Below are 13,186 nucleotides of genomic sequence, written 5' to 3' on the forward strand. Positions count from 1 at the left end.
ACGGCACCCGCGCGGGGGTGGCCGCGCAGTGCGCAGAAGACCCAGCGCGCAGAAGACCCTGTGCGCAGAGGAAGGGGCAGGCCGCCCCGATGACGGCCCGCCCCATGCGGAGATGCTTCTGGTGTGACCTCGGTCGGGCCCTATCAACGGTGCCTCAGGGCCACACTTCGGGGAGCACCCCCGTATGGGGGGATAGTAACCTGGTTTTCCCGGCTTCGTAAGGAGTCGGGTGCGGATATCTGCGCCGCGGGGTGCGTTATTTGGCAGGATATTCAGAAACGCAGGCGCGGTGTGGCATCGGGGACCCCGGACAGCCGCCGCGCCGGAACTTGGGGAGAGCTATGACGACGCAGCCAGGCTCCGCGGCGGTCATCGTCGGGGGAGTGAGCGGGAGTCGCGGATCCCGGCGGCCGGAGGACCTCGGGCGGCTGGCGCACCTCGCCGAGGCGGCCTGGGCCGTGGACGGCAACGCCGAGCGGGCCATCCGGTTCGCCGTGGCAAAGGGTGTCGGACTGCCGCAGCCCGGCTCCGGCCACACCGTTGCCCTGTTCGACGCCCTCGCCACAGTGGCCGCGGCCGACCTCACTGCCGCCAGGGTTCTCGAGGCGCACAAGGATGCCCTCGCGATTCTGCAGCAGGCCCCGGGGCCAGCCAGCACGGTTCTGACGCGCACTGTCCCCGCCAGCACTGTCCCCGCCAGCACTGTCCCCGCCAGGGCCGTCCCCGCCATCGCCGTCCCGGACAGCACGGTCCCGGCCAGCGCCGTCCGGACAAACCCAGCCTCGGCCAGCTGGGGTGTCTTCGCGGCGGAGGGTCGCGGCCAACGGGTCGACGCCATCAGCACCCCGGCCGGCTGGCGGCTGAGCGGCCGGAAGCCCTGGTGCTCGCTGGCCGGGTCGCTCAGCCACGCGCTGGTCACCGCACACACCACGACGGCGGGCGCGGAGCCGGCCCGGCGGCGGCTGTTCGCCGTTGACCTGGTCGACCCGGGCATCACGGTGCGGCAGGACGCCTGGTTCGCGACGGGACTCGTCGAGGTGACCAGCGGCCCGGTGGACTTCGCCGGGGTTGCCGCGCTGCCCGTCGGAGACGACGGGTGGTACCTCACCCGGCCCGGGTTCAGTTGGGGCGGTATCCAGGTGGCGGCGTGCTGGTTCGGCGGCGCCGTGGGCGTGGCGAGGCACCTGCGCACCGCCGCCGCACAGCGGTCGGCCACCGGCGGGCGGGAACCCGACCAGATCCTGCTGGCCCACCTGGGCGCGGTGGACCTGGCGCTCAGGGGCGCTGGCGCCGCCCTGTTCGACGCCGCCGGGGCAATCGACCGGGGCGAGGCCGTCGGTGATGCCGGCGCACTGTTGGCTGCCCGGGTGCGCGGGCTCGTCGCGCGCACCGTGGACGAGGTGCTCTCCAGGGTCGGGCACGCGCTCGGACCGGCCCCGCTCGCTCTGGACGCCCGGCACTCCCGCCGGGTGGCCGACCTCAGCCTGTATATCCGTCAGCACCACGCTGAGCGGGACGACGCCGCGCTCGGCAGTCGCCTGGTTGCGGAGGAGGCGCCGTCATGGTGACCTTCACGCATCGCAGCGGCGGCACGAGCGAGCGGGTGTGGAACGACGCCGACTGGTCTGCCCGCATCCGGCCGTTGGCGCTGGCGAGCTGCGGCCGTCTCATCGTGGTGGCCGCGCACCCCGACGACGAGTCGCTCGGCGCCGGCGGTCTGATCGCCATCGCCGGGCAGCTCGGGCTGGGCATCACGGTGATCCTGGCCACGAACGGTGAGGCGTCGCACCCGCGCTCACCCACCCTCACCCCGGCGGACCTGGTCGCCGTGCGCCGGGTGGAGATGGTGAACGCGGTGAGCGCACTGGCGCCGGCGGCGATGGTGCGCCTGCTCGACCTGCCCGACGGCGACCTGACCCAGCACCGGAACAGCCTGGAGGAAGCGCTCGCGGCCGAGCTAGCGGCGGAGCTGCCGGGTGCCGGGACCGCCGACGCCACCTGGGTTGTCGCCCCCTGGCGCCTGGACGGGCATCCCGACCACGCGGCCGCGGGCGAGGTGGCGGCGCTCGTCGCGGCCCGCACCGGCGCCAGACTGCTCGAGTACCCGATCTGGGCGTGGCATTGGTCGTCGCCCGGGGATCCGGTGTGGGCCACCGGGCACGGCACCGGGCTGTGGAGCCTCGAGCTGGATGCGGCGGCGCGGCAACGCAAGAACACCGCGATGGCGGCCCACACGAGCCAGGTGCAACCGCTGTCCGATCGGCCCGGAGACGAGGCGATCGTGCAACCGGGTTTCGCCGCCCATTTCGAACGATCCCGGGAGCTCTTCATCGGCGCCGCCGACGAGCCGGCGCACGGTCCACACGACGACGACGCCGGCGCCACGCCGAGCAGCAGGCCGAGCAGGCCCGGCAGCACGACGGATGCCGCGGCGCCGCAGAGCCTCTCCGCCGGGTTCTTCGACGACTTCTACGCCGGCTCGAGGGATCCCTGGGGCTTTGAGACCCGGTGGTACGAGGCCCGCAAGCGCGCGCTCACCCTGGCGGCGTTGCCCCTGCCGCGGTACAGCGCCGCCCTCGAGCTGGGCTGTTCCATCGGTGTGCTCAGCCGGGACCTCGCCGACCGCTCCGACACCCTGCTCGCCACCGACATCAATGAGCAGGCGCTCGCCGTGGCCCGAGAGCGACTCACCGACTTGCCCGGCGTGCGGGTGGAGCGGTGGGCCTTGCCCGGGGAATGGCCGGCGGGCACCTTCGACCTGGTGGTGCTGTCCGAGATCGGCTACTACTGCTCGCCGGCAGACCTGGCCGTTCTCCTCCAGCGCTGCCGGCAGAGCCTCGGCCCCAACGGCACGCTGGTGGCCTGCCACTGGCGGCATCCGGTGGGCGAATACCCGCTCGGCGGCGACGACGTGCACGCGGCGCTCGCCGCCCTGCCCGGACTGGACCGCACCGTGCAGCACCTCGAACGTGACTTCGTGCTGGAGGTCTACGAGCCCAGCCCGGCCCCCTCCGTGGCCCAGCGGGAAGGGCTGGTCTCGTGACGCACCGCATCGACCGGCTCATCGTGGTGGTGCCTGCCCGCAACGAGGAGAGCCGGCTGCCGCGGTGCCTGGCGGCTCTGGCCGATGCCGTGCAGGCCGTGCGGGACGAGTTCGGCGCCGACACCCCGACCATCTCGGTCGTCGTGGTGCTCGACCGCTGCACCGACGGCTCGGCCGATGTCGTGGCGCGATGGCCGCAGTTCCGTGCGCTGGAAAGCGAGGCCGGGTCGGTGGGATCCGCCCGCCGGGAGGGGGTGGCCCACCTGCTGACCGCCGGAGCCGACACCAGCACCTGGGTGGCGACGACGGATGCCGACTCCGCGGTTCCCCGGCGATGGCTGGCGGTGCAACTGGCCCTGGCCCAGGCGGGCACCGAGCTAGTGCTCGGCACCGTGCTGCCCGACGAGGAGCTTGCGGTGCCGGAGCGGGCCCGCTGGCACGACTCGCACACCCTGGTCGACGGGCATCCGTACGTGCACGGCGCCAACCTGGGCGTGCGCGCCGACCGCTACCTGCAGGCGAACGGGTTCAGCGACGTGGACTCAGACGAGGACGTGCTGTTGGTGGCGGCGCTTCGCGGCCTCGGCGCTCGTGAGTGCCGTACCGCGCTCATCCCGGTGCTCACCTCCGGTCGGCTGCGCAGCCGGGTGCCGGGGGGATTCGGCGGCTACCTCGCCGGACAGGTCGCGGCAACACGCTGAGAGATCCGCCGTGCCGACGTGCGGACTAGGGCGTCTCGACGACGGTGAGTTCGGGGCGCTTGGGCGGCCGTCCGTCGCCGGACGACCGGCCGGTGAGCCGGCGGCCGATCCACGGCAACACGTAGGCGGCGTAGTAGGCGGCGGTGTCCTGGATGCGTTCCCTCGGCGGTGCTTCGCCCGCCTGGCCCTGTCCCCAGCCGTCCGGAATCGGCACATCGAGGGCTTTGAGCACGTTGATCGCCACTCGGGTGTGCCCGCAGGCGTTCAGGTGCAGCTTGTCCGCCGACCAGAACCGGCTGTTCATCAGCTCGGTGTCGATCCAGTTGTCCACCAGGGTCACGCCGGGCTTGCCGAAGGTGTCCCTGGCGGCCTCGGCGAGCCTGTCGCCGCGCTTCTGCATCAACGAACCCAACGGCAGGTGCCTGGACGGATTGCCGCCGCTGAGCACCACGACGTGGATACCGTCGGCCACCGCCTTGTCGACGACCCTGTCGAGCAGATCGACGACGTAGGAGATCTCCACCCGGGGGCGCATCATGTCGTTACCGCCGCCGCAGACGGTGAGCAGGTCGGGCCCCAGCGCCAGCGCCGGTTCCAGCTGGTCGTTCACGATCGGGCCGAGCAGCTTGCCGCGGATGGCGAGGTTCGCGTACGAGACCGGCTCGGGGGTCGCCGCGGCGAGCCCGATCGCGACGAGGTCGGCCCAGCCACGCACCTGGCCGTCCGGCAGGTCGTCACCGACGCCCTCGGTGAAGCTGTCGCCGATCGCCACAAAGCGGCGGTACGGCTGAGTGTTCCGGCGCGGTGTGTCCTGGTGCGGAGCGGCGATGGCGTTCGTGGGTTACTCCTTGGGAAGGTTGAGCCGGGTCGTGATGGCGTCGCGGGCCTGCTGGGCGGCGCGGCGCACATCCTTGTCGGGGTCGCGCAGGCGAACCACGATGGTCGGGATGTCCTGTTCGCGACCCTGAAGGGCGAGGGCGTTGAGGGCGGCGACCCGCACGCGGGGCACCTCGTCGGTGGTGGCCTTCACGAGCTTGGGCGCAACATCGAGCTTCCGAAGCATGACGACCTTCGCGCACATCTCGCGGATGCGCCAGGCCTCGTTGTTCAAGCCGACGACCACGTATGGGGCGGCAGAGTCGTTCCAGACATGCAGCAGGGCGCGGGCGCCCCACAGCTCGGGCCAATACAGCGCGGGCGCACCCTCGAGGATGCCGAGCGCGTGCCGACCGCCCACATAGAGGAGGAAGTCCTTACCGGCGTTCTTGCCGCGCATCAGGGCAACGGAGTGGTCGACGACGGTCGATTCGCCGTAGTGCTCGACGGCCTTGGCAAGACGTTCGGCCGTGGGCAGGTCGATCGGAAGATCGGGGTGTGGGGTCAATTTGTTATGCATAACGAGTCAACGTTATCCCTCGTAGCGGATCGGTGTGGCTTCCGGGGGTCAGGTGACGCATTCCGTCTCAGTGATTTGGCGGACGGTGTCGCGATTGACCCACTCGGAAGCACCGCGGTCCAAGGCCGCTCGACACCGCCGCCGTCGTGCTCTGGAGATCCCTGCCGGCCCTCGCTGCCGTCAGTGGCGGGGCTTCGTCGTGACGAAGTCCAGGCTCAGCTCGAAGGCCGTGGCGTTCTCGTACGGGCCGTAGCTGTCGATCTGCACAAAACCCAGCCGCCGGTACAACGCCAACGCCTCGGGCTGGGCGTAGCCGGTTTCGAGCCGCACCCGCTGATAGCCGAGCTGGCGGGCCAAGCCGGCGAGCTCGCGCAGCATCCGGCTGGCGTAACCCTGACGGCGGTAGTCGGGGTTGGTCCACATCCGCTTGATCTCCACGACGGTGTCGTCGATGCGACGGATGCCGCCACCGGCGACCGTGGTGCCCTCATCGAGCAGCACCACAAAAGCGCCGGTCGGCCCGTCGAACTCGCCCGCGTCGACATCCAGAACCGACTCGCCGGCGCCCGGCCCGTACCGGGCGTCGTACTCCTGGCGCAGGCCGGTGAGCAAGGGGGCAACCTCAGGGGCGGTCAGTGCGACCTGTACGTAATCCACTGGGCTAAGTCTGCCTTAACCTCACCTTCTGGACAATTCTCTGCCGGCCGGTGCGTCCCGAGCGGGCACCGCCCAGCGCCCGCTTGCGTGGCGCAAGTACACTCGGTACGTGTCCGTGAATCCAGCAATCCAGGGCCGGGTCTTTCCCGCCGTGCCGCCGTATCTCGTCGGCCGGGAGAAGGTGCGCGAATTCTCGCGTGCAGTCTTCGCGACCAACCCGATCAACTTCGACCCTGACGCCGCCCGCGTCGCCGGGCACAGCGACATCGTTGCGCCGCCCACATTCGCCGTCGTGGTGCAGGAGGCGACGCTCGCCCAGCTCCTCGCCGAACCAGACGCGGGCATCGACTTCACCCGGGTGGTGCACGGCGACCAGCGCTTCAGCTACAGCCGCCCGATCGTGGCCGGTGACGAACTCACCGCAACGCTTCGCGTCGCCAGCGTGAAGAGCCTCGGCGGCCACTCGATGGTCACCGCGGAGTCGACCGTCGTCGACGCCACCGGCGCCCACGTGGTCACTGCCACCTCCACCCTCGTCGTCAGGGGAGACGAATGACCGTCAGCGCACCCGTCACGCCCGCCCTTGACACCCTCACGGTGGGTGACATCGTCGCGGAGAGCAGCTTTCCGCTGACCCGGGACTCCCTCGTTCGCTACGCAGGCGCCTCCGGCGACTTCAACCCGATCCATTACCGCGACGACGTGGCCCACGCGGTGGGACTGCCCGGTGTGCTCGCCCACGGCATGCTCACCATGGGCCTGGCCATCCAGCCGGTCGTGGACTGGGCCGGCGACCCGGCCCGGGTGCTCGACTACCAGGTGCGGTTCACCCGGCCGGTGCCGGTCGACCCCGACCTCGGCGCCGTCGTGACGGTGGTCGCCAAGGTGGGAGCGCTGGACACCGATGCCGGGGTGGCCCGGATCGACCTCACCGTGACCTTCAACTCGGTCACCGTTCTCGGCAAGGCGCAGGCGCGCGTCTCCCTGGCCTAGGACTGTCATGACTGAGCCCGTGCCTGTTCCGGCGCCCGTGCCCCTGTCCGAGCTGACGACCCTGCGAGTGGGCGGCGCCCCGGCGCACCTCGTGGCGCCCGGCAACGAGGCCGGTCTGATCCAGGCCGCCCTCGATGCCTGGGCCTCCGACGAGCCGTGGATGCTGCTGGGCGGCGGCTCGAACACTGTCGCGGCCGACGCCGGCTTCGACGGTACCGTCATCCGGGTGTGCACCCGCGGGGTGCAGGTGCTCGATACGGCTCCAGGGCAGACGACCGCGCCCGTGAGCGAGCCCGTGACCGTGCCGGGTAGCGACGGGGATGTCGACGGGCGAGCCGTGCGCATCCGTGTGCAGGCCGGTGAACCGTGGGATGACCTCGTCGCGCTCACCGTGGCCAACGGCTGGGCCGGCATCGAAGCGCTCTCCGGCATCCCGGGCACCAGCGGCGCCGCCCCGGTACAGAACATCGGCGCCTACGGCCAGGAACTGGCCAGCAGCCTGGCCGCCATCGACTTCCTCGATTACGAATCCGGCGAGGTGGAGCACCTCAGCGCCGCCGAGCTCGGGCTGGGCTACCGCACCTCGGTGCTCAAGCAGGGCCGCCGGGGTGTGGTGCTCGCCATCGAACTGGACCTGCGCGACATGTCGCCGCAGGCCGCCGTGCTCGGCAGCGCCCTGAGCCAACCGGTGACCTACCCGCAGCTGGCCCACGCCCTCGGGGTGCAGGTGGGCGACCGGGTGCCGCTGGCCGACCTCCGCCGGAGCGTGCTCGAGCTGCGGGCGAGCAAGGGCATGGTGCTCAACGACGCCGACCCTGACACCTTCAGCGCCGGGTCGTTCTTCACCAACCCGATCGTGACCGAGAGCTTCGCCCGCTCCCTGCCCGCCGAGGCGCCGCGCTGGAAGCAGGCCGAGATCGAGCTGCCCGACCGGGTGATCCCGCTCGACGAGTACGCCGGGGTGGGGCCGATGCCGGGCACGGAGGTCCTGCGCACCGTGAAGCTCAGCGCCGCCTGGCTGATCGAGCACTCCGGCATCCAGCGGGGCTTCAGGTTGCCCGGCTCCGCCGCGGCGATCTCGAGCAAGCACACCCTGGCCATCACCAACACGGGTGGGGCCACCGCCGACGAGATCGGCCAGCTGGCCCGTTTCGTGCAGCAGCGGGTGCAGGCCGACTTCGGCGTCATCCTGCACCCCGAACCCGTCTTCGTGGGCTTCTCCCTGCTCTAGCAGCCAGGCTGCCGCTGCTGCCCTCTCACGAGGCTGCCGCCGAGAGGGCATTTAAGGCCAGTTGTGGAGCCCCGGACTACCCCAAAGTGCCTTCTCGCAAGGGACGCCGCCGGCGAGAGGACAGTTGGGGCCAGTTGCAGAGCCCCCGAAGTGCCTTCTCGCGAGACCGTGTCCGGCGCTCCCGGCGGGCAACGGGTGGGGATGAGTGGGCTAGAGCAGGCGCAGTTCTACGGCCAGGGTGACCGCGCGGGTGCGGTCGCTCACGCCGAGCTTGTCGAACACGCGCATCAGGCGTCCTTGCGGATCCAGCGGAAGGTGAGCCGGCTGCCGACCAGCCCCACCACCAGCCAGATCAGCAGCGCCAGCGCCACCAGGCCGAGCTCCCAGGCGCCGTTCTGCTCCTGCGACGCGAAGGAGTCGGGCAGGAAGACCGCACGCATGCCCTGCGCCATCCACTTGAGCGGGAACAGGCCGGCGACGTTCTGCATCCAGTCGGGGAGCAGGTTGAACTGCAGGTAGACGCCGGAGATGAACTGCAGCACCAACACGATCGGGATCACGACGGCCGAGGCGCTCCGGCCCGACCGGGGCAGGGCCGAGAGGGCGATGCCCAGGAACGCACAGGTGATCACGCCGAGCAGGAACACCCAGACGAAGGTGAGCCACTTCTCCGGCTCGGTTGGCAGGGCGATGTCGAAGACGAACCGGGCCACGACGAGGAGCAGGATCGCTTGTACCGTACCCGTGACGAGCACCTGGCCGATCTTGCCGATGAAGTAGCTCAGTGGCGACAACGGTGTGCCGCCGAGCCGCTTGAGGGTGCCGTCACCCTTCTCGCCGGCGATGTCGATGGCGAGGTTCTGCAGCCCGGAGAGCAGCATGCCGGCGGCCAACATGCCGGGCAGGTAGTACGCGCCCACACTGATGCCGCCGGAGCCGTCCGGGTTGGTGCCGATGTTGCCCTGCGCGCTGAATGCGGCCGTGAAGATGCCCAGCATGATGAACGGGAACAGGAATGTGAAGAAGACCGTGTCGGTGGAGCGGAAGTACAGCTTGATCTCGAAGCCCACCCGGGCCAGGCCGAGAGCGAACATACCGTGCCGGGCGGTGCGGTGCGGTGCGGGCTGCGGCGCGGTCGGTGGCGGGGTCAGCGTCGCGCTCATGCGAGCACCTCCGTGTTTTCGGTGTCGCTGGTGCTGCCGGCCGCGTGACCGCGCACCAAGCCCAGGTAGATGTCTTCGAGGCTGGGCCTGATGATTTGCAGCTCGGCGGGTTCGCCGCCGAGATCCCTGGCCAGTTGGGCGACCAGCCGGGCCGGCGTCTCGGTGCGGAACTCCTGCGCCGCCCCGTCGGCGTCCTGCCAGCGCACCACCGGGATGCGCGCGGCCGGGCCGCCGAGCTCGCCGATGGTGCCGATGTCGATGAGCTTGCCCCCGACGATGATGCCCGCACGGTCGCTCAGCTCCGCAGCCTCGTCGAGGTTGTGGGTGGTCAGCAGAATCGTGGTGCCCTCGGACTTGAGGGTGCGAATGAGGTCCCAGAACTGGTGCCGGGCCTCGGGGTCGAAGCCGGTGGTCGGCTCGTCCAGGAACAGCAGTTCCGGCCGGCCGATGATGCCCAGCGCCACATCCACCCGCCGTTGCTGCCCGCCCGAAAGCTTGTGGATGCGGGTTTTCGCCTTCTCCTCAAGCCCGACCGCGGCGAGGACCTCGTCCACCGATCGCGGGTTGGGGTACAGGCCGGCGAAGTGCCGCAGTTGCTCGATGACCGTGGCGTTGCCGCTCTCGCCGCTGGACTGCAGGACGATGCCGATGCGGGCCTTCCAGTCCAGACCGGCATGCTGAGGGTCTTCGCCCAGTACCGTGACGTCACCCTCCGAACGGTCGCGGTAGCCCTCGAGGATCTCGATGGTGCTGCTCTTGCCCGCGCCGTTCGGGCCGAGCAGTGCGAAGGTCTCACCGGGGCGGATGTCGAAGCTGATGTCGTTGACGGCATCGAACGGGCCGTACGACTTGCGCAGCCGCGCCACACGCACGGCCGGAGGTGGAGTTGTCATGTACCCACAATCGCCCCAGAGCCGCCCCGGGGCAACACCTTTCTGGTCGATGTCCCCATCCACCGCCCGGTGGACACGCGAACCGTGAGTTAAGCCCCGAAAACTCGCGCGTTTAGGTGCTTAGCTCACAGTTCGCGGAGAGCTGATGGGCTAGGAGAACAGCTTCTGGAGGCGGCGGATGCCCTCCAGGAGCGCATCGTCGCCCAAAGCGTAGGACAAGCGGAGGAACCCGCTCGGGCCGAAGGCCTCCCCAGGAACCGCGGCGACCTCGGCCTGATCCAGGATCAGGTCGGCCAGCTCGAGCGACGTGGTGGGGGTGATCCCGCCCCAGGTTCGGCCCAGCAAACCGGTCACGTCGGGGTAGACGTAGAACGCGCCCTGCGGGGTGGGTGTGCGGATGCCGGGGATCTTGTTGAGCTCGGCGACAATTAGCTTGCGACGGCGGTCGAACGCGACCCGCATGGACTCTGCGGCGTCCTGCGGGCCGTTCAACGCCGCGATGCCCGCGCGCTGGGAGATGTTCGACACATTGGAGCTGAGGTGCGACTGCAGGTTGGCCGCGGCCGTGATTGCGTCCTGCGGCCCCACCATCCAGCCCAGGCGCCAGCCGGTCATGGCGTAGGTCTTGGCGACCCCGTTGACCAGGATGGCGCGGTCGGCCAGGGCCGGGACGGCCTCGACGATCGAGACCGCGCGCACGCCGTCATACGTGAGGTTCTGGTAGATCTCGTCGCTGATCACCCAGAGCCCGTGCTCCTCGGCCCACTCGCCGATGGCCCGGGTCTCGTCCTCGGAGTAGACGGCGCCAGTGGGGTTGGAGGGGGAGACGAAAAGGAGCACCTTGGTCTTGTCGGTGCGGGCGGCTTCGAGCTGCTCGACCGTGACCAGGTAGCCCTGGTCGCTTCCGGCGAACACGTCGACCGGCACGCCGCCGGCGAGGCGGATCGCCTCCGGGTAGGTGGTCCAGTACGGCGTGGGCAGCAGCACCTCGTCACCCGGGTCGAGCAGGGTGGCGAAGGCCTGGTAGACGGCCTGCTTGCCACCGTTGGTGACGAGCACCCGGGATGCCGGAACGGCCAGGCCGCTGTCGCGCAGCGTCTTCGCGGCGATGGCTTCGCGCAACTCCGGCAGGCCGGCTGCCGGCGTGTACCGGTGGTTGCGGGGATCCTTCACGGCGGCCAGTGCGGCCTCGACGATATGCGGCGGGGTCGGGAAGTCCGGCTCGCCCGCGGCGAAGCTGATCACCGGCCGGCCGGCGGCCTGCAGCGCCTTGGCCTTGCCGTCGACTTTGAGGGTTGCGGACTCCGCAATGGAGCCGATTCTGGTCGAGATCCGTTTGATGTCGTGTGCCACGTTACGAGCATACGGGGCCGTCGTGTGCGGGGAACAGGGGCGCTGGCTTTACAGGGCCTTCGCCGTGACCTAGACTTGTTCCGGTAGTTGAAATCTGCCAAGCTTTCTTGCGCCTATTTTGGTCGTTTGACCGGAAGAGGCGCTGAGGAAGGCGACAGGTTTCGCTCCATAGGGTGGTGGCTCAATTGGTAGAGCAGCGGTCTCCAAAACCGCAGGTTGCAGGTTCGAGTCCTGTCCGCCCTGCAAGTCGGTGGTCTTTCCGCCGGCCCACGAAAGGTGTAACAGGTGGCCCGAAAAGTTATCGACGAACCCAGCGAGGAAATCGTCGCCAACGCCAGAGTGGCCCGCGAAACCAAACGCGGTCCGTTCGCTCGGGTGTCCCTGTTTATCAAGCAGGTCCTGGCCGAACTCCGCAAGGTCGTCACCCCGACCCGCAAGGAACTGCTCAGCTACACCGGTGTGGTTCTGGTTTTCGTCGTGATCATGATGGCGCTGGTATCGGCACTCGACTGGGTGTTCGCGCTCGTCGTCACGTACGTGTTCGGCACTCCCAGTTGACCCGTGCCGCACTAGCGGCACCGATGACTGATCATGAACAACGTGGATCGGTGAGCGAGCACCACAGCAGTGATCAGAACGCTGCAGCCTCACGCCCGCGCAATAGAAGAAGGATTGATATTTAGTGACTGAGACCAATCGCGACGACGTCGACTGGGCCACCGCCGCCGAGCAGTCCTCCAACGACGATGAGGCGCAAGAGGGCAACACCCTCGCCGCCGACGAAACGTCGGTCGAAGCCGCCGAGCAGGTCGCCCTGCACGTTGAAGACGAAAACGCCGACGTCGAAGACGACCTCGACGCCGCGCTGGACGCCCTCGCCGAGTCCACGGACCCCGAGGCCGATGCCATCGTCGAAGACGCCCTCGACATCGACTCCGCCGACGAGGCCGAGGCCGCCGTCGAAGCCGTTGAAGACGAGGAAGAGGTCGACGGCGACGCCGACGCTTCCGCCGAGACTGACGCTGACGCTGACGCTGAAGCCGAAGAGGAAGACCCGTACGAAGCCTTCCGCAAGGAACTGCGCTTCCAGCCCGGCAAGTGGTTCGTCATCCACTCCTACGCCGGCTTCGAACGCCGCGTGAAGTCGAACATCGAGAACCGCAAGCAGTCGATGGCCATGGAAGATTTCATCTACCAGGTCGAGGTTCCGATGGAAGACGTCGTCGAGATCAAGAACGGCCAGCGCAAGATGGTCACCCGTGTGCGCATCCCCGGCTACGTCCTGGTGCGCATGGACCTCAACGAAGACAGCTGGTCTGTCGTGCGCCACACCCCCGGGGTCACCGGCTTCGTGGGCAACGCGCACAACCCCACCCCGCTGCGTTTCGAAGAAGCCTTCGGCATGCTCAAGGGCCTCGTTGAGATCAAGGATGTTCCGGTCACCAAGTCCGGCGCTCCCGGCAAGGCCGCCCAGCGCGTTCTGCCCGCCGAGATCGACTACGAAATCGGCGAGACGATCACGATCAAGGAAGGCTCGTTCGCGGGCCTGCCCGGTTCGATCAGCGAGATCAAGCCCGAGAGCGGCAAGCTCATCGTGCTTGTGTCGCTCTTCGAGCGCGAGACCCCGGTCGAGCTCAGCTTCGACCAGGTCACCAAGCTTTAACCTCCCCCAACCACCGCCCCCCGGAAATGCCGGGGACGCGGGAGAACCTGGATCTCGACTAGCTCGATCCCGGGTTCGATCACCGAAAAGGAA

The 13,186-nt window shown here is 69.3% G+C and carries 14 protein-coding genes and 1 tRNA gene; 9 read left to right on the forward strand and 6 right to left on the reverse strand.

Annotation, left to right across the window (positions count from 1 at the left end):
• Positions 1-341 precede the first annotated feature (341 nt).
• The 3 genes from BJQ95_RS01295 to BJQ95_RS01305 are packed head-to-tail and all read left to right on the forward strand — an operon-like array spanning position 342 to position 3,744.
• The gene (locus BJQ95_RS01295) at positions 342-1,568 is read left to right on the forward strand and encodes an acyl-CoA dehydrogenase (protein ID WP_130177028.1); all 1,227 of its coding nucleotides are present in this window, start codon (positions 342-344) and stop codon (positions 1,566-1,568) included.
• A complete protein-coding gene (locus BJQ95_RS01300) occupies positions 1,562-3,043 on the forward strand; it encodes a bifunctional PIG-L family deacetylase/class I SAM-dependent methyltransferase (RefSeq protein ID WP_130177029.1) in 1,482 nt (493 codons plus the stop codon). Before BJQ95_RS01295 ends, BJQ95_RS01300 begins: the two co-directional genes overlap by 7 nt.
• Positions 3,040-3,744: a glycosyltransferase gene (locus tag BJQ95_RS01305; protein ID WP_130177030.1), complete on the forward strand. Its 705-nt coding sequence runs from the start codon at positions 3,040-3,042 to the stop codon at positions 3,742-3,744. Before BJQ95_RS01300 ends, BJQ95_RS01305 begins: the two co-directional genes overlap by 4 nt.
• Before the next feature lie 25 nt (positions 3,745-3,769).
• Here the strand turns inward: BJQ95_RS01305 and BJQ95_RS01310 are convergent, their stop codons facing one another.
• From BJQ95_RS01310 to BJQ95_RS01320, 3 genes are all read right to left on the reverse strand, one after another.
• Positions 3,770-4,516, reverse strand: coding sequence for an SGNH/GDSL hydrolase family protein (locus BJQ95_RS01310; protein ID WP_240694664.1), 747 nt, complete (start codon positions 4,514-4,516; stop codon positions 3,770-3,772).
• Between the two features lie 69 nt (positions 4,517-4,585).
• Positions 4,586-5,140, reverse strand: coding sequence for a HEAT repeat domain-containing protein (locus BJQ95_RS01315; RefSeq protein WP_130177032.1), 555 nt, complete (start codon positions 5,138-5,140; stop codon positions 4,586-4,588).
• A 180-nt stretch (positions 5,141-5,320) separates the two neighbouring features.
• Positions 5,321-5,797 carry a GNAT family N-acetyltransferase gene (locus BJQ95_RS01320; RefSeq protein WP_130177033.1) on the reverse strand — a complete coding sequence of 159 codons (477 nt, stop codon included), beginning with the start codon at positions 5,795-5,797 and terminating at the stop codon, positions 5,321-5,323.
• Positions 5,798-5,906: 109 nt separating this feature from the next.
• On the opposite strand from BJQ95_RS01320, the gene BJQ95_RS01325 reads away from it, so the two are divergent.
• The 3 genes from BJQ95_RS01325 to BJQ95_RS01335 are packed head-to-tail and all read left to right on the forward strand — an operon-like array spanning position 5,907 to position 8,021.
• A complete protein-coding gene (locus BJQ95_RS01325) occupies positions 5,907-6,353 on the forward strand; it encodes a MaoC family dehydratase N-terminal domain-containing protein (RefSeq protein WP_130177034.1) in 447 nt (148 codons plus the stop codon).
• Positions 6,350-6,790 (forward strand): MaoC family dehydratase, encoded by a 441-nt coding sequence (locus tag BJQ95_RS01330; RefSeq protein ID WP_130177035.1) that lies wholly within the window; start codon positions 6,350-6,352, stop codon positions 6,788-6,790. Before BJQ95_RS01325 ends, BJQ95_RS01330 begins: the two co-directional genes overlap by 4 nt.
• A gap of 7 nt (positions 6,791-6,797) precedes the next feature.
• Positions 6,798-8,021, forward strand: coding sequence for a UDP-N-acetylmuramate dehydrogenase (locus tag BJQ95_RS01335; protein WP_130177036.1), 1,224 nt, complete (start codon positions 6,798-6,800; stop codon positions 8,019-8,021).
• A gap of 287 nt (positions 8,022-8,308) precedes the next feature.
• On the opposite strand, the gene BJQ95_RS01340 is transcribed toward BJQ95_RS01335, so the two are convergent.
• From BJQ95_RS01340 to BJQ95_RS01350, 3 genes are all read right to left on the reverse strand, one after another.
• Positions 8,309-9,184 carry an ABC transporter permease gene (locus BJQ95_RS01340; RefSeq protein WP_370688356.1) on the reverse strand — a complete coding sequence of 292 codons (876 nt, stop codon included), beginning with the start codon at positions 9,182-9,184 and terminating at the stop codon, positions 8,309-8,311.
• Complete coding sequence (locus BJQ95_RS01345; RefSeq protein WP_130177037.1) at positions 9,181-10,077, reverse strand: ABC transporter ATP-binding protein; 897 nt, start codon at positions 10,075-10,077, stop codon at positions 9,181-9,183. The genes BJQ95_RS01340 and BJQ95_RS01345 overlap by 4 nt, the downstream gene beginning before the upstream one ends.
• Positions 10,078-10,227: 150 nt before the next feature.
• The gene (locus BJQ95_RS01350) at positions 10,228-11,430 is read right to left on the reverse strand and encodes a pyridoxal phosphate-dependent aminotransferase (RefSeq protein WP_130177038.1); all 1,203 of its coding nucleotides are present in this window, start codon (positions 11,428-11,430) and stop codon (positions 10,228-10,230) included.
• A 170-nt stretch (positions 11,431-11,600) separates the two neighbouring features.
• Here BJQ95_RS01350 and BJQ95_RS01355 point away from each other — a divergent pair.
• From BJQ95_RS01355 to nusG, 3 genes are all read left to right on the forward strand, one after another.
• Positions 11,601-11,673 (forward strand) — tRNA-Trp (locus BJQ95_RS01355).
• A gap of 42 nt (positions 11,674-11,715) precedes the next feature.
• On the forward strand, positions 11,716-11,988 hold the full coding sequence (gene secE / locus BJQ95_RS01360) for a preprotein translocase subunit SecE (protein ID WP_130177039.1): 273 nt from the start codon (positions 11,716-11,718) through the stop codon (positions 11,986-11,988).
• 124 nt (positions 11,989-12,112) lie between these two features.
• Entirely contained in the window at positions 12,113-13,093 is a 981-nt protein-coding gene (nusG, locus tag BJQ95_RS01365) for a transcription termination/antitermination protein NusG (RefSeq protein ID WP_130177040.1), read from the forward strand.
• The last annotated feature ends 93 nt before the right edge of the window (positions 13,094-13,186 follow it).

It is taken from the genome of Cryobacterium sp. SO1, from assembly GCF_004210215.2.
Lineage (GTDB): Bacteria > Actinomycetota > Actinomycetes > Actinomycetales > Microbacteriaceae > Cryobacterium.